Raw genomic sequence first — 16,043 nt, forward strand, 5'->3', positions numbered from 1 at the left:
TCAAGGATGCCGGATGTAATCCACCAGCGCCCGCGTATACGCATCCGGTTTCCGATCCACCAGACTCACGCCGATCGCCACCAGGAAGCCAGCCGGCACGCCGAACACGCCCGAACTGATCGGCTCGATGCCGAACCATCGCGCGCCCGCGAAACCCGTCAACTGCGTGAAGAACGGGTACGTCGAGACGATGTAATAGATGCACACCACCAGCCCCGCCACCATGCCCGCCACCGCGCCAAGCCGCGTGGTGCGCTTCCAGAAGACCCCCAGCACCAGCACCGGAAAGAGGCTCGAGGCCGCCAGCGAAAACGCCGCGCCCACCAGAAACAGAATGTTCCCCGTATTGAGCGACGCCACATACGACGCGAACAGCGCCACCCCCAACAGCAGAATCTTTGAAATCGTCACGCGCCGCTGACTCGATGCGCCAGGATCGACCATGTGGTAATACACGTCGTGCGATAGCGCATTGGCGATCGTCAGCAGCAAGCCGTCCGCGGTCGAGAGCGCCGCGGCCAGCGCGCCCGCGGCGATCAGCCCGGACATCACATACGGCAGCCCCGCGATTTCAGGCGCGGCGAGCACGACCATATCCGGCTGCATCTGAATCTCGCTCCAGCGCACGATGCCGTCGCCGTTCGTATCGGCGAGACTGATCAGGCTCGGCTCGACCTTGCGCCATTGCGTGACCCACTGCGGCAGATCGGCAAAGTGATGGCCGACCAGGTTGGTCAATATCTCGTACTTGATCAGCACGGCCAGCACGGGCACGGTCAGGTAAAACAGCGCGACGAAGAACAGCGTCCAGCCGACCGAGCGTCGCGCGGACGCCACCGAGGTCGTCGTGTTGTAGCGCGTGAGGATATGCGGGAGGCTCGCCGTGCCGAGCGACAGGCACAGCAGCAGCGAAAGAAAATTGCGCTCGTGCGTGCGCCGCTCGTCGGCGCTCGCGCTGGGAAACGGTTCATGCATCGGCACCGGCGCGGCCGCGCGCATCAGCATTTCGTCGCGGCGCTGACTCCACACGACCTGCGCGGCGGCGGCATCGCGGGGAAAACGTTCGAGCGCCCTTTCGCGCTCCTTGATCTCGCGCAGCGGACCGTTGCGGCGGCGCAAGTCCGCGACTTCCTGCACGAGACGCTGCTTCTCGTCGACGAACGATTGCGGCAAGGTATCGAGCCGCACCTGCATCAGCGCGGCGCGCCGCCGGTAATCGTCGCGTACGGTCTGTTCGAGCGGCGCGTCGCGCACCTGTTTCTCGAGACCTTCCACGCGCTGCATCAAGTGTCCGTAGTTGAATTGCGGGAACCAGCCGAGGCCCTCCTTGTGCGCGATCATCGACACGGGAATCAGGATCGCCGCGATCAGGATGATGTATTGTGCGACCTGGGTCCACGTCACCGCCCGCATGCCGCCGAGAAACGAGCACACCAGAATGCCGGCGAGTCCACAGAAAATGCCGACTGTGAAATCCACGCCGATAAAGCGCGTCGCGATCAATCCGACGCCCTGGAGCTGCGCGACCAGATAGACGAACGAGCACAGGATCGCCGCCAACGCGGCGAGGCCGCGCACCGCGTTGCTCGAAAAGCGCGTGCCGAGGAAATCGGGAATCGTGTAGCGCGCGAGCTTGCGCACGTACGGCGCGAGCAGGAACGCGACGAGGCAATAGCCGCCGGTCCAGCCCATCACATACGCGAGACCGTCGTAGCCGGTCGCATAGATCGAACCGGCGAGACCGATGAACGAGGCGGCCGAGAGCCAGTCGGCGGCCGTCGCCATGCCGTTGAAGGCGGACGGCACGCGCCGCCCCGCGACGTAGTATTCGACGAGGTCGGACGTGCGCGACAGCAAGCCGATCACCGCGTACACCGCGATCGGCACGAACAGGAACACATAGCCGATCCACACGCCGGGGCCGGTGCTGCGCTCGATGCGCCACATCACATAGATGAATAGCAGGAAGCCGAGCGTATAGAACGCGTAGGAGCGGATCAGCCGGTTCGCGAGCTTCATCGGCTCGGTATCCGGGCGTCGGCGCCGGGACGAACGTCGGCATCGGCGCTGGCACGAACATCCGCGTCGAATGCGCGTTGCAGACGGCGGTCGGCACGCTGCATCAGCACGATATACACGCCGATGAGCGCCAGGTAGATCAGAATCGCCCCTTGCGCGCCGAAGTAAAAAGGCAGCCTGAAGCCATCGACGCGCAGATGCGCCAACGCCGGCGCAACCAGCGGCAACACGAACGACACCGTGAAGCCCAGCGTCATCAATGTCGCAATCAACGCGAGATTGAAGCGCCAATAGCTTTGATGCGCGCGCGCCATCACCGCCGAGACCGTGGGCGGTTCGGGCGCGGGATTCAGCGGAACATGAGAGGAGTGGTGCGGCGCGGCCATGCGCCTATGTATCAAAAAGCCACCGGGCAGGCAATCGGGATTGTCCGCGCGGTGGCTTTAACGGCCTGATTCAAGCGGTCGGCGCCTGGGGCAAGAGCAAGGGCGCTTAGTCCTGTACGCCCTCGCCCGAAGCCCCGGCAAACCCAAGCTCAGAGCGACTCGCCGAGCTGATCGAGAATCGCCGGGTTCTCCAGCGTGGACACATCCTGGGTGATGGCCTCGCCTTTCGCAAGCGAGCGCAGCAGGCGGCGCATGATCTTGCCCGAACGCGTCTTCGGCAGATTCTCGCCGAAGCGGATGTCCTTGGGCTTGGCGATCGGACCGATCTCCTTGCCGACCCAGTTGCGCAGTTCGTTGGCGAGCTTCACCGCTTCCTCGCCTTCCGGACGTGCGCGCTTGAGCACGACGAATGCGCACACGGCTTCGCCGGTCGTCGCATCGGGACGGCCCACCACGGCCGCTTCAGCCACCAGCGGATTGGACACCAGCGCCGATTCGATCTCCATCGTGCCGAGACGGTGGCCCGACACGTTGAGCACGTCGTCGATGCGGCCCATGATCGTGAAGTAGCCGGTTTCCTTGTCGCGCACCGCGCCGTCGCCGGCGAGATACAGCGTGCCGCCCAGTTCCTCGGGGAAGTAGCTCTTCTTGTAGCGGTCCGGATCGCCCCACACGTTGCGCAGCATCGACGGCCACGGACGCTTCACCACCAGAATGCCGCCCTGCCCGTTCGGCACGTCCTGGCCGGTCTCGTCGACGACCGCCGCCATGATGCCCGGCAGCGGCAGCGTGCACGAACCCGGCACGAGCGGCGTGGCGCCCGGCAGCGGCGTGATCATGTGGCCGCCGGTTTCGGTCTGCCACCACGTATCGACGATCGGGCAGCGCCCGCCGCCGACGTTCTCGTGATACCACACCCACGCCTCGGGATTGATCGGCTCGCCGACCGTGCCGATGATGCGCAGCGACGACAGGTCATAGCTCTTCGGATGCACTTTCTCGTCGGCTTCGGCGGCCTTGATCAGCGAGCGGATCGCGGTGGGCGCGGTATAGAACAGCGAGACCTTGTGCCTGGCGATCATGTCCCAGAAGCGGCCGGCGTTCGGATAAGTGGGCACGCCTTCGAACACGACCTGGGTGCCGCCGAGCGTCAACGGACCATACGTGATGTAGCTATGGCCGGTGATCCAGCCGATGTCGGCGGTGCACCAGAACACGTCCGTGGACTTCCAGTCGAAGGTCCACTTCATGGTCTGCGCGGCCCACAGCAGATAGCCGCCGGTGCTGTGCTGCACGCCCTTGGGTTTGCCCGTCGAGCCGGAGGTGTAGAGAATGAAGAGCGGATGCTCGGCGCCGACCCACTCGGGCGGGCATTGATCGGATTCGGCTTGCGCGATCTCGTGCATCCACAAATCGCGGCCTTCGTTCCATGCGATCTTGCCGCCGGTGCGCTTGTACACGATCACGCTCTTGACCGCTTCGCAGCCGCCCATCGCGAGGGCTTCGTCGGCGATGTTCTTGAGCGGCAAGGCTTTGCCGCCGCGCATCTGTTCATCGGACGTGATGAGCGCGACGGCGCCCACGTCGACCAGCCGCTCGTTCAGCGACTTCGACGAGAAGCCGCCGAACACGACCGAGTGCGTGGCGCCGATGCGCGCGCAAGCCTGCATCGCGACGATGCCTTCGATCGACATGGGGATGTAGATCACGACACGGTCACCCTTCTTCACGCCGCGCTTTTTCAACGCGTTCGCAAAGCGCGATACGCGTTGCAGCAGTTCCTGATAGGTGATGTTGGTGACGGTGCCGTCGTCGGCTTCGAAAATGATCGCGACGCGCTCACCATTGCCGGCTTCGACGTGACGGTCGAGGCTGTTATACGACGCATTCAGCTGGCCGTCTTCGAACCATGTATAGAACGGCGCGTTCGACTCGTCGAGCACCTTGGTGAAAGGCGTGTTCCAGCTTAGCGTCTCGCGAGCGAGGCGCCCCCAGAAACCTTCGTAATCGCGTTCCGCTTCGGCGGCGAGCGCCCGGTACGCGTCCATGCCGGAGACGGCCGCACCAGCCGCGGCTTCAGCGGAGGGCGGGAAAACACGGCGTTCCTGAAGAACCGATTCAATCGCAGACATCGACAACCCCTTGGTGAAGATGAAACGTAAAACCTGTGCCGGCGCGCCGTTGGCACGCCCTGTCATGTCGACGCCGCGCTCAGGGACCGATGCGCGGCGCGCTGTCTCCAACCCTCGCGCGCCGATCGACGATCGCCGCGCCGCGGTCCGTTGCCGGCATCGTCATTCATGTGGCAACACCACATGAATGCGTGCGACGCGCGTCCCGCTCTCGTGCTCAAACATAAACGCTGCAACTTACCGGCCACTTACGCGAGGCGCGCCGGCTTGCCCGCGAAAACCCTTAGACGGTTCGCACGGCGCATTCAATGCAGCCCAACGGATGCGCAACGCATGCTACGCGTCAGGCCGCATTCATGCGCTCGAACCCGCAAGGACGAGCACGCCATCACGCTCGCCCGCGCGGCCTCTCACAATCCTAACTGAACTAACCGCTCCGACTCCAGCTTGAATCGCGATTCCTGGCTTCGCATGACCTCGGCGGCAATTCGGAATCGGCAAATAGCGCGTCGAGTTTGTCCGCGTCGCTTTGTTCGCGCCGCCGCGCTTCATGATAGCGATGGCCGTAGTGTGCTGTAGTGTGGCCGCTGTCGCGCATGGCAAAGCTGCGCCAGGTCAAGCGCGATGAATGGCTCGATCTGTTTCCGCAGGCGCGGGCCACTATCCTCGGGTTTACGCTAGCGATGCTGAGCGGCGTGCGGCACGCTAGTAGCGCCGCGAATGCCCGCGGCGATCCGCGGCATCGTTTTCCCCGGCAAGCAGCCCGCGCTCGCGCATGACATCCCGCTCGTCTGCGGTATCGCCGGCATCGGCCTGGCGAGCCTGAATGGCAAGCGGCGCCCCGCCCTCCGCAATGCAGCAAATTCAGCCGACGCTGTACAATAGCGCGCCTGACGCGAGCTTCATCGGCCCGCCGGGGCCGCGCCGCGCCGTCTATCCCTGGTTTGCCTGCCTGATTCGGGCGCGTGGTTCGCGCGACGGGTCGGCGCCCTGGTCCGTGTTCCGTCACCTGCGTTTCATCCGACTCTTGCCTATGTCCGCTTCGCGACCCGACTCCGCCTTTCAGCGCCGCCGCATGGCGCCGCTCCCCGCCGTCATCTTCATGAGCCGCTGGCTGCAGGTGCCGCTCTATCTGGGCCTGATCGTGGCCCAGGGCGTCTACGTCGTGCTCTTTCTGAAGGAAGTCTGGCATCTCGTCTCGGCGTCGTTGACGCTCGACGAAACCAACATCATGCTGGTCGTGCTCGGCCTCATCGACGTGGTGATGATCTCGAACCTGCTGATCATGGTGATCGTCGGCGGGTATGAAACCTTCGTGTCGCGCCTGGGCGTCGAGGGTCATCCCGACGAGCCGGAATGGCTCGATCACGTGAACGCCGGCGTGCTGAAGGTGAAGCTGTCGATGGCGCTGATCAGCATCTCGTCGATCCATCTGTTGAAGACCTTCATCAGCCCCGACCAGAATACGACGCACGCGATCATGTGGCAGGTGATCATTCACGTCGCGTTCCTCGTCTCGGCGCTAGTCATGGCATTCGTCGACCGCCTGACCACGCATACGCATCCCAAGCATTTTCAGGAACCCGTGGCGCTGCACGCCGTGGGTTCGACCGGTTCCACTCCCATGAAAGCGCACGACTGACCGCACTGCCCTGCGAACAGAAAAAAGCGCACCGTCCCCCACTGAGCTAGCCATGACCGTCATCAAACAGGAAGATCTGATTCAGAGCATTGCCGATTCGCTTCAGTACATCAGCTACTACCATCCGCTCGACTACATCCAGGCCTTGGGCCGCGCGTACGAACTCGAGCAGAGCCCGGCCGCGAAAGACGCGATCGCGCAGATTCTCACCAACAGCCGCATGTGCGCGGAAGGCAAGCGCCCGATCTGCCAGGACACCGGCATCGTCACGGTATTCGTGAAGGTCGGCATGGACGTGCGTTGGGACGGCGCGACGATGGGCGTCACCGACATGATCAACGAAGGCGTGCGCCGCGGTTATCTGAACCCGGACAACGTGCTGCGCGCGTCGATCGTCAGTCCGCCGGAAGGCGCGCGTAAGAACACGAAAGACAACACGCCGGCCGTGATCCACTACGAGATCGTGCCGGGCGATAAAGTCGACGTGCAGGTCGCGGCCAAGGGCGGCGGCTCCGAGAACAAGTCGAAGTTCGCGATGCTGAATCCGTCGGACTCGATCGTCGACTGGATCCTCAAGACCGTGCCGACGATGGGCGCGGGCTGGTGCCCGCCGGGCATGCTCGGCATCGGCATCGGCGGCACCGCCGAAAAGGCGATGGTGATGGCGAAGGAATCGCTGACGGATCCGATCGACATTCAGGACGTGATCGCACGCGGCCCGAAAGACTGGATCGAGGAACTGCGCGTGGAACTGCACGAGAAGGTCAACGCGCTCGGCATCGGCGCGCAAGGTCTCGGCGGTCTCGCCACTGTGCTCGACGTGAAGATCATGGCCGCGCCGACGCACGCCGCGTCCAAGCCGATCGCGATCATCCCGAACTGCGCGGCCACGCGTCACGCGCACTTCACGCTCGACGGCTCGGGCGTCGCGAAACTCGAAGCGCCGTCGCTCGACGCATGGCCGAAAGTGCAGTGGGAACCGAATACGGAAACCAGCAAGCGGGTCGACCTGAACACGCTGACGCCGGAAGAAGTCGCGGGCTGGAAGCCTGGCCAGACGCTGCTGTTGTCGGGCAAGATGCTGACGGGCCGCGACGCGGCGCACAAGCGCATCGCCGACATGCTGGCCAAGGGCGAAAAGCTGCCGGTCGACTTCACCAACCGCGTGATCTACTACGTCGGCCCGGTCGATCCGGTGCGCGACGAAGCAGTCGGCCCGGCGGGTCCGACCACCGCCACGCGCATGGACAAGTTCACCGAGACGATGTTGTCGCAAACCGGCCTGATTTCGATGATCGGCAAGGCGGAGCGCGGCCCGGTCGCCATCGAGGCGATCAAGAAGCACAAGGCCGCGTATCTGATGGCCGTGGGCGGCGCCGCGTATCTCGTGTCGAAGGCGATTCGCAGCGCCAAGGTCCTCGCATTCGAAGACCTCGGCATGGAAGCGATCTACGAATTCGACGTGCAGGACATGCCGGTGACGGTCGCCGTCGATTCGAACGGCACCTCCGTGCACCAGACCGGCCCGAAGGAATGGCAGGCGAAGATCGGCAAGATTCCGGTCGCGACGGTTTGATTCGCCTGTAGCGCCTGTCATGTTTTTGAAAAAGCCGGGGCTCGCAGTCCCGGCTTTTTCATTGCCGCGCGAGGCGGGACGCGTGATGCCGGGGACAATGTCAAAAGATGCTTCTGTTCCCTTGGCTTTTTCAGGCGTGGCGTTTATTGTTGTTGGAAATTCAAAGTCCCCATAAGGAATCACCATGCAAGGCGACAAGAAAGTCATCGAGTATCTGAATGCTCAACTGAAAAACGAGCTCACCGCCATCAATCAGTACTTCCTGCATGCGCGGATGTACAAGCACTGGGGCCTCGATAAGCTCGGCAAGCATGAATACGACGAATCCATCGGTGAAATGAAACACGCCGACTGGCTCATCGAACGTATTTTCATGCTCGACGGCCTGCCGAATCTGCAAGACCTGCACAAGCTGCTGATCGGCGAGGAGACCAAGGAAATCCTCGAATGCGATTTGAAGCTCGAGCAGATTTCACAGTCCACGTGTAAGGAAGCGATCGCCTATTGCGAATCGGTTCGCGATTTCATCTCGCGCGAAATCTTCACCAAGATTCTCGACGACACGGAAGAACATATCGACTGGCTAGAAACGCAACTGGATCTGATCGACAAGGTCGGCATTCAAAACTATCAGCAAACCGGCATGGGTTCGATCGAGTCCTGATCGAACCAAGCTGAACCAGCGCGCGCGTCGGCTCGTGAGACCGTTCATGCGAGTGAACCTGCGCCGCGCGGGCGATATACTTGCGCACTTCCCCGTTCTCTCGAGTCTCACTTGACCGCCGTGCCACGCGTGTCCTCTTCGCCTATGTCCGCGGAATCAACGTCTCCGAATGCTTCGGCTAGCGTTTCCAATGCCGGCTCACACGCGCCGGTCGGCATTTTCGATTCGGGTCTGGGTGGTTTGTCTGTGTTGCGGGCGGTTCGCGCCCAACTGCCCGACGAGGCGATTCTGTATGCCGCCGACTCGCTCTACGCACCCTACGGCGAGCGCGACGACGATTTCATCGCCGACCGTACCCTCGCGATCGGCGAATGGCTCGTCAAGCAAGGCGCGAAAGCCTTGGTGGTTGCCTGTAATACGGCGACCGCGCAGTCGATCGCGCTGGTGCGCGAAAAGCTGCCGATTCCCCTGGTGGGCGTCGAACCGGGCGTCAAGCCGGCCGCGCTGCAGTCCAAAACCCGCGTCGCCGGCGTGCTCGCCACGCAAGTGACATTGCGTAGCGCGCGCTTCCAGGCGCTGCTCGAACGCTACGCTTCCGATTGCCGTTTTCTCTGCCAGCCGGGCCACGGGCTCGTGCAGGCGGTGGAGCGCTGCGATGTCGGGTCCGACGAATTGCGCGCGCTCTTGCGCGGCTACCTGCAGCCCATGCTCGACGCCGGCGCCGATACGCTGGTGCTCGGCTGCACCCACTATCCGTTTCTCGATGCGGCGATCCGCGACATCGTCGGTGACCGGCTGATGCTGATCGACACGAGCGTCGCTATCGCGCGCCAATTGGAACGCGTGCTGGAACAGCATGGCCTGCGCGCTCCGCCGCAAGGCGCTGGATCGGTTCCGCCCCGTTTTTATTCGACCGGCGACGGTACCCATCAACAACAACTCGCCGCCACGCTGCTGCATATCGACACAACGGTCGAACAGGTGTCGATCCCCTCGCCCCGTACGGCAGCGCCAGATTCCCAAGCCGCCTGAACGTCGCTAGTGCGCCGAGGCGCGCCACGCGGCTCACCTCGGCATTTTGAGCGGATTCGGACGTTTTTCCGTCCTTGGACCATTCACGCCGCATAGCGCCCTCCGACGCGAAACCCTTCTAACAATCTGGTTTTGTTACAAAAAAACGCGCAGGGTGCTTGCCAAATGGGCCGAACAAAATGATAATAATTCGCATTAACGTTAGCTATGACGCCCACCATGATTGTCTGTGTCTGCAAGTCTGTTTCTGACCGAACGATCCGTGCTTCGATCGCGGAAGGCGTCGATTCATTCGACGAACTGCAGTTCGAGTTAGGCGTCGCTTCGTGCTGTGGCAAATGCGCCGATTCCGTCCGTGACGTCATGATGCAAAGCGGCGTGTGCGCAAGCCGCTGCGGCGTGGAGCACCATTCGCAGGCGGTCCCGCTGACGTTTTACGAACGCAAGGCGGCCTGAGTCGAGATTGCGAGGCGCGGCCCGAGCCGCGCCTTGCTGCTTCGCCCGTTTCGTTGGTGCTTTTCCCCTTAACCCACTGCCGTCAGCAAGCCAGTATCCGTACCAGCCAGCTACCCCGCTCACCATCAAATGGAGTTCGAGATGGAATTGCTGATTGGTTTCGTGACTACCTTGTTCATTTCGCTGCTGATCTTCCGAACATGACGATGTCTTGTCTGAGGCGCTGTACCGACAGCGCGCCGCCACGCTAACATGCAGGCCTCGCATACCGTTTCAGCCGGCGCCTCGCCGGCATCACCCAACCGAATGAATTCCCGCGTCCTGACCGCGACCGCCATGGTTGCGGCGATTCACGTCGCTCTGCTTGCCGTCGTGCTGACGCTGCGCCATGACCCCGTCGTGCAGCCGCAACTCGAATCGCGCGTCATGACCGCGCAATTGCTGCCACCGGCACCGGTCGCCGCGCCCGTCGCGGTTCAATCGGTGGCCCCGCCGCCGCCCACGCCCACGCCGCCCGTGCGCACGAAGCCGAAGGTCCAGCCGAAACCGACGCCAACGCCCAAGCCGGCGCCTACACCGTTGCCGCAGGCCGCCACGCCATCGCCCACGCCTGTCGCGGCTGCCGATCCGACGCCGCCCGCGCCCCCGGCACCCGCCGCGCCGCCCGCTCAGGCCGCGCCGGCAATCTCGCGCCAGACGATGGAAATCACCGCGCCGAAGAACGTCTCGCACCTCGACTGCAACATCGCCAAGCCCGACTATCCATCGCTCTCGAAGCGCCGCGGCGAAACGGGCACCGCGTATGTGAAGTTCGTGGTCGGCCTGACCGGCAAGCTCGAAAACATCGAACTGAAAAAGAGCAGCGGCTTCAGCCGTCTCGACGACGCCGCGCTCGCCGCCGTGCACGCGAGCGCCTGCAAGCCTTATCTCGAGAACGGCCAGCCAATTCGCGCTGCGTACACTCAGCCTTACGACTTCAATCTGAACGATTGAAGCAGATTTCAAAAAAGGAATGGCAATGCAAAACTACGGATTGGCGCACGTGTGGGCGCAAGGGGATTTCGTGACGCGCGGCATCGCGCTCGCGCTGTTGATCATGTCGGTGCTGTCGTGGAGCGTGATCGTCATCAAGGGCTGGAACGTGATGCGTCTGAACCGTCTCACGAAGAACGCCGAGCAGGCGTTCTGGCACTCGGACGATCTCGCCGACGGCGTGAAGAAGCTCGGCGCCGGTTCGTCGACGCCGCAGGACAATCCGTTCCTCGCGCTGGCGCTGTCGGGCCAGGAGGCAGCCGACCACCATCATCAAACGCAGCCGCATCTGCACGATCGCATGGACGTGTCGGACTGGGTCACGCGCTGCCTGAAAGACACGATGGATGAAAGCGTCGCGCGCATGCAAAGCGGTCTCGCGATTCTCGCTTCCATCGGCAGCACGGCGCCGTTCGTCGGCCTGTTCGGCACGGTGTGGGGTATCTATCACGCGCTGCTGGCGATCGGCGCGAGCGGCCAGTCGTCGATCGATCAGGTGGCGGGGCCGGTCGGCGAAGCGCTCATCATGACCGCATTCGGTCTGTTCGTCGCGATTCCGGCGGTGCTCGGCTACAACGCCTTGACGCGTGCCAACAAGGCGATCGTCGCCAAGCTGAGCCGCTTCGCACACGGCCTGCACGCATTCTTCGTGACGGGCGCGCGCCTGTCGTCGTCGCGACGTGGCGACGGTCTGCGCCTCGCCACGCGCGCCAACTGATCGACGAGGCATTCCGATGGCAATGAGCCCTTTCGCCGGCGACGATGACGACGGCTTGATGAATGAAATCAACATGACGCCGCTCGTCGACGTGATGCTGGTTCTCCTGATCGTGTTCATGGTGACGATTCCGGTGATCCGTCACGCGGTCAAAATCGATCTGCCGCATGCCAGCAGTCAGAAGGAAGACACCAAGCCCGCACAGGTAACGGTCGCCGTCGACGCGGACGGCAATGTGTTGTGGAACGACAGGAAGGTAGACGACGCGGCGTTGCGCGTGAAAATTGCAGAGGCCGCGCAAGCGAACCCGCAACCTGAACTCCATCTGGATGCGGATCGTAAAGTGCCGTATGAGAAAGTGGCCGAAGTGATGTCGGCGGCGCAAGCCGGCGGCCTCACCAAGATTGGTTTCGTTACGCAGCCGAAAGGAAAGTAAGCGAGGAAGTAGCGCTCACCTTGCAGAAAATCCCTTAAAACAGGGGCTAAAAGTAAAAGGCCTTCATCGTCAGATGAAGGCCTTTTTTGGTGCGCACTCGGCGCCTTCGGGCGGCGGGATCATTTGCCATTAGTCGAGGACCGATAGCTCGAATCATCGCATGCGACAGCCGTGTTCAACACGGACAGCGCGGTCAGCCCTATCAGGCCCGCTATGATAGCGGCCATGAGTTTCCGCATAAGAGACTCCTTAGCGAAGGGATTTCACTATAGGCCTGTGACCGCAAGCGTTCAAGCAAAGCGCCATTGAAAGTACTCATGACAAGCCGCGCTTAAATGCTAAAAGCGATGCTCGAAGGCTTAGCGGGCTATGAGGTAACCGCGAGCGCCGGCTGTGCCGCGGCGTTTTTCTCCTCTCTTACCGGACACTCACCCGTGACGTGCTTGCCGTCGTCCGGATCGAGCATCTCGACCAGATAATCGACAAAAGCACGCACGGCCGGCACCATCCCCTGCCGCGAGACGAATACCGCGTACAACTGCGGCGTCGGGAAAGTCCAGCCCGGCATCACGGGCGACAATTGCCCCGCACGCAACGATGCGCCGTACATCATCTCCGGCAGCGCGGCGATGCCGACGCCGGCCAGCACCGCCTCACGTATCGTCATCAGATCGGCGGTCACGAGACGCGGCTCGTGTTCATGCGCATGACGTGTGCCGTCCGGCGCGATCAGGTTGTAGACGTGGCGTCCGTCGCCGGTCGGCACGTCGAGGGTTTCAAAACGATTGAGATCGGCCGGCAACAGCGGCGGCGCATTCTGCTGCAACAGGCTCGGGGCGCCCACCAGCATCTGCTGCGTACGCCACAACGGCCGCACCACGATGTTCGCGCTTTCCGGCGGATCGGAACGCACGCGCAGCGCGACATCGATCGAATCCTCGAACAGGTCGATCACGCGGTTCGTCACTCGCATCACCACGCGTACTTCCGGAAAGCGGTGCATGAATTCGGGCAGGATTTGCGACAGGATGGTCTGCGAAACCGTGACCGGCACGCTCACCCGCACCGTGCCGCGCGGCGACGAGCGCAATTGCTGCACGACGTTGACGGCTGCTTGCGCCTCGCTCAGCATCGCCTGACAGTGCTGATAGAAGAGCTGGCCGGCTTCGGTCAGCGCCAGCTTGCGTGTGGAACGCTGTAACAGACGCACGCCCAACGACGCCTCAAGTTCGGTCAGCCGGCGCGATAGGCGTGACTTGGAGATCCCCAGCACGCGCTCGGCGGCGGAAAAACCACCGTGTTCGACGACCTGGGAGAAGTACATCAGGTCATTCAGGTTGTGTGAATCGATCTTCATCTCATCGTTCCATTAATAGAACAATCAATTGCATGACGGCGGCTGGCACCCCTAAAAACGGTCCCTATAATAGCTCCATGTTTCAAAAATAGCGCTATTCCCATTTTTCGAGGTGACATTTGATGAGCACGACACGCACGATCGAACGGACGTATCCGGCCGTTCGCACGACCGAGGGCGGGGGCTTCATCGTCCACCGTCCGTTCCCGACCCGCATGCTGATGGATTTCGATCCGTTCCTGCTGCTCGACGAAATGGGGCCGATCGATTACGCGCCGGGCGAAGCCAAGGGGGCGCCGGACCATCCGCACCGCGGCTTCGAGACGGTCACTTATGTGCTGGAGGGCCAGTTCGGCCATAAGGATTCGGCGGGCCATTCGGGCACGCTCCATGCCGGCGATGTGCAATGGATGACCGCGGGCGCGGGCGTCGTGCACAGCGAGATGCCGGACCCGTCGTTCGTGCGCACCGGCGGGCGCGTGCACGGCTTGCAACTCTGGGTGAACCTGCCGCGTCGCGACAAGATGATCGCGCCGCGCTACCAGGACATGCCGTCGTCGAGCATTCCGGTTGCGACTTCGGCGGACGGCAAGGTGCGAGTCAAAGTGATCGCCGGCGAAGCGCTCGGCGTGAAAGCCGCGATCGAAACGCGCACGCCGATCCTGTATCAGCATTTCTCGCTGCAGCCCGGCGCAACGATCCGGCAGCCGGTGCCGGCCGACTATCGCGTGTTCGCCTACAGCTTGTCCGGCAAGGGCCTCTACGGCGAAGGCGAAGCACGCCAGGAAATCGGCGCGCGGCAAATGGTCGTGTTTCAGAACGACGGCGAGACCGTCACGCTCACGGCCGGCGCCGAGCCGCTCGAAGTGCTGCTCCTGGGGGGCGTGCCACTGAAGGAACCGGTTGTGCGCTACGGCCCGTTCGTGATGAACACGGAAGACGAGATCCGCCAGGCCGTCGTCGACTACCAGGCGGGGCGCATGGGCGCGATCACGCATTGATGAGAGGCTGACAGCTCGGCGCCAACCTGCCACCCGCCCGTGAGCCACGGCGCGAACGCCGGTAAATTCGTTCACAATAGCAATTCATGCCGCGCGCCGCGCCGTTTAATCACAACGTGCCGTATCGCGCGGCGATTTCCGTCCCTATTCAGGAGCGCGCATGGCCGAACCCAACGTCACCGCCCACATCGGTTCGACGAATTTCCAGGTACTTTTCGACGACGGCAAACACACGTGGCTTGCCGATGAACCCGAATCGCTCGGCGGTGGTGATCGCGGGCCGACGCCTGTTTCGCTGCTGCTCTCGAGCCTCGGCGCCTGCACGTCGATCACGCTGAAGATGTACGCTCAACGCAAGGGCTGGCCGCTCGCCGACGTGCGCGTGACGCTCGCCATCGAAACCGGCGAAGCGGGCACGTCCATCGATCGTCAGATCGTGCTCGAGGGTGACCTGTCCGACGAGCAGCGGGAACGGCTTTTGCAAATTGCCAATGCGTGCCCGGTTCACAAGATCCTCACGCATTCGATCACGATCCGCTCGGGCCTCGCTGTCGCGTGACACCGCACTAGCCATATGTATTGCAACGCTTTGATAGGAAGCCGTCTTTGAATTTCGAACACCTCATCCAGATCAACGACCCGTTGAATCCCTTCGTCGACTCGATGACCCGCGAGCAGCTGTGGGAGGGGCTCGTGTTGCGCGCCGAGCAGCCGCAACTATTCGTGATCGGACTCGACAGCTGCACGATTCTTTCGCGCGACGGCAACGTACTTGAACGTGAACTGCACTACGGCCAGGCCACCGTGCGTGACCGCGTCACGCTGCAGGACAGCCAGAGCGTGCGCTACGACATCCTGCCGACCGCAGACCACGTGGGCGGGTCGCTGACGATGACCATTGAGCAGCCGGACGAACTGCAACTCTTCCTGCGGTTCGAGTACGCCACCACACTTCCCGTGTCCGACGATCAGGACGCGGTGCAGACGCAGGAAATCGTGAAGTCGGCGTATCGCGAGAACGACATCGATACAGTACGGTTGATTCGCCAGTACATGCAGACGAAGCAGGAGCCCGGCCCCCTTCATTGAGTCGCGCTCGGCGGTCGCCGCATGCTAGTGCCTGCTGTGCATCGACGCGCCACGATCGCGATGGCCGATATCCTCTTCTCGCTCATTCTGTTTGTCTAACTATCGAAAGTCGAATCCGATGAATTTCTCTTCCTTGTAAATAGGAATAGTTATCATTTAGAATTCATCCATCGAATCGACGAACAGCCAAAAACGAATGACCGATCTCAACCGTTCTTCCACGCTCAGTCTGCGCCGCCCGGCGGCCGCGCTAACCAGCCGTCCGAAAGCACCAGCGGCGACGGTAACCGCAGCGAAGCCCGCTGCCGAACGCGCAAACGGTTCAGGCGAGAAGTCGGAACGAGCCGTGCGCAGCGACGCTTTGCTGCAAGGACATAGTCACGTCAGCATCGTGCATAACGGCGAAACCTATCAGCTGCGCGCCACGCGCCTCGGCAAGCTGATCCTGACGAAGTAACGAAAGAATAGAGTAAGTACCGGGTATTGTGGGGACCACCTCTTCG

Annotated in this window: 17 protein-coding genes; 13 read left to right on the forward strand and 4 right to left on the reverse strand. The window is 62.6% G+C overall.

Annotation, left to right across the window (positions count from 1 at the left end; all coding sequences use genetic code 11):
• The 3 genes from ACTJLC_RS19250 to acs all read right to left on the reverse strand — a co-directional run bounded on the left by ACTJLC_RS19250 (position 1) and on the right by acs (position 4,537).
• The gene (locus ACTJLC_RS19250) at positions 1-2,019 is read right to left on the reverse strand and encodes a sodium:solute symporter family protein (RefSeq protein WP_073431439.1); all 2,019 of its coding nucleotides are present in this window, start codon (positions 2,017-2,019) and stop codon (positions 1-3) included.
• Complete coding sequence (locus tag ACTJLC_RS19255; protein WP_073431438.1) at positions 2,016-2,405, reverse strand: DUF4212 domain-containing protein; 390 nt, start codon at positions 2,403-2,405, stop codon at positions 2,016-2,018. The genes ACTJLC_RS19250 and ACTJLC_RS19255 overlap by 4 nt, the downstream gene beginning before the upstream one ends.
• 149 nt (positions 2,406-2,554) lie before the next feature.
• Positions 2,555-4,537, reverse strand: coding sequence for an acetate--CoA ligase (gene acs / locus ACTJLC_RS19260; protein WP_073431462.1), 1,983 nt, complete (start codon positions 4,535-4,537; stop codon positions 2,555-2,557).
• Positions 4,538-5,257: 720 nt separating this feature from the next.
• Between acs and ACTJLC_RS19265 the strand changes: the two genes are divergently transcribed.
• From ACTJLC_RS19265 to ACTJLC_RS19305, 9 genes are all read left to right on the forward strand, one after another.
• Positions 5,258-5,422, forward strand: a complete 165-nt coding sequence (locus tag ACTJLC_RS19265; RefSeq protein WP_159442595.1) for a hypothetical protein — start codon at positions 5,258-5,260, stop codon at positions 5,420-5,422.
• Positions 5,423-5,570: 148 nt separating this feature from the next.
• Complete coding sequence (locus ACTJLC_RS19270) at positions 5,571-6,179, forward strand: TIGR00645 family protein (RefSeq protein ID WP_073431461.1); 609 nt, start codon at positions 5,571-5,573, stop codon at positions 6,177-6,179.
• Between the two features lie 52 nt (positions 6,180-6,231).
• Positions 6,232-7,755, forward strand: a complete 1,524-nt coding sequence (locus ACTJLC_RS19275) for a fumarate hydratase (RefSeq protein ID WP_073431437.1) — start codon at positions 6,232-6,234, stop codon at positions 7,753-7,755.
• Positions 7,756-7,939: 184 nt separating this feature from the next.
• On the forward strand, positions 7,940-8,419 hold the full coding sequence (gene bfr / locus ACTJLC_RS19280) for a bacterioferritin (protein WP_073431436.1): 480 nt from the start codon (positions 7,940-7,942) through the stop codon (positions 8,417-8,419).
• A 144-nt stretch (positions 8,420-8,563) separates the two neighbouring features.
• On the forward strand, positions 8,564-9,451 hold the full coding sequence (gene murI, locus ACTJLC_RS19285; RefSeq protein WP_073431435.1) for a glutamate racemase: 888 nt from the start codon (positions 8,564-8,566) through the stop codon (positions 9,449-9,451).
• A 219-nt stretch (positions 9,452-9,670) separates the two neighbouring features.
• Positions 9,671-9,907 carry a (2Fe-2S)-binding protein gene (locus ACTJLC_RS19290; protein WP_073431460.1) on the forward strand — a complete coding sequence of 79 codons (237 nt, stop codon included), beginning with the start codon at positions 9,671-9,673 and terminating at the stop codon, positions 9,905-9,907.
• A 252-nt stretch (positions 9,908-10,159) separates the two neighbouring features.
• The gene (locus tag ACTJLC_RS19295; RefSeq protein ID WP_073431434.1) at positions 10,160-10,900 is read left to right on the forward strand and encodes an energy transducer TonB; all 741 of its coding nucleotides are present in this window, start codon (positions 10,160-10,162) and stop codon (positions 10,898-10,900) included.
• Positions 10,901-10,925: 25 nt separating this feature from the next.
• Positions 10,926-11,657, forward strand: a complete 732-nt coding sequence (locus tag ACTJLC_RS19300; protein WP_073431433.1) for a MotA/TolQ/ExbB proton channel family protein — start codon at positions 10,926-10,928, stop codon at positions 11,655-11,657.
• A 16-nt stretch (positions 11,658-11,673) separates the two neighbouring features.
• Entirely contained in the window at positions 11,674-12,093 is a 420-nt protein-coding gene (locus ACTJLC_RS19305; RefSeq protein WP_073431432.1) for an ExbD/TolR family protein, read from the forward strand.
• A gap of 367 nt (positions 12,094-12,460) precedes the next feature.
• Here the strand turns inward: ACTJLC_RS19305 and ACTJLC_RS19310 are convergent, their stop codons facing one another.
• Positions 12,461-13,450 carry a LysR family transcriptional regulator gene (locus ACTJLC_RS19310; RefSeq protein ID WP_073431431.1) on the reverse strand — a complete coding sequence of 330 codons (990 nt, stop codon included), beginning with the start codon at positions 13,448-13,450 and terminating at the stop codon, positions 12,461-12,463.
• Positions 13,451-13,572: 122 nt separating this feature from the next.
• On the opposite strand from ACTJLC_RS19310, the gene ACTJLC_RS19315 reads away from it, so the two are divergent.
• The 4 genes from ACTJLC_RS19315 (at position 13,573) to hemP (ending at position 15,997) form a co-directional block, all read left to right on the forward strand.
• Positions 13,573-14,451: a pirin family protein gene (locus tag ACTJLC_RS19315; protein WP_073431430.1), complete on the forward strand. Its 879-nt coding sequence runs from the start codon at positions 13,573-13,575 to the stop codon at positions 14,449-14,451.
• A gap of 160 nt (positions 14,452-14,611) precedes the next feature.
• The gene (locus ACTJLC_RS19320; RefSeq protein ID WP_073431429.1) at positions 14,612-15,010 is read left to right on the forward strand and encodes an OsmC family protein; all 399 of its coding nucleotides are present in this window, start codon (positions 14,612-14,614) and stop codon (positions 15,008-15,010) included.
• A 47-nt stretch (positions 15,011-15,057) separates the two neighbouring features.
• Positions 15,058-15,540, forward strand: a complete 483-nt coding sequence (locus ACTJLC_RS19325) for an SRPBCC family protein (RefSeq protein WP_073431428.1) — start codon at positions 15,058-15,060, stop codon at positions 15,538-15,540.
• A 196-nt stretch (positions 15,541-15,736) separates the two neighbouring features.
• Positions 15,737-15,997, forward strand: coding sequence for a hemin uptake protein HemP (hemP, locus tag ACTJLC_RS19330; RefSeq protein ID WP_073431427.1), 261 nt, complete (start codon positions 15,737-15,739; stop codon positions 15,995-15,997).
• The last annotated feature ends 46 nt before the right edge of the window (positions 15,998-16,043 follow it).

Origin of the sequence: Paraburkholderia sp. 22099, from assembly GCF_052045835.1 — a bacterium.
Lineage (GTDB): Bacteria > Pseudomonadota > Gammaproteobacteria > Burkholderiales > Burkholderiaceae > Paraburkholderia > Paraburkholderia terricola.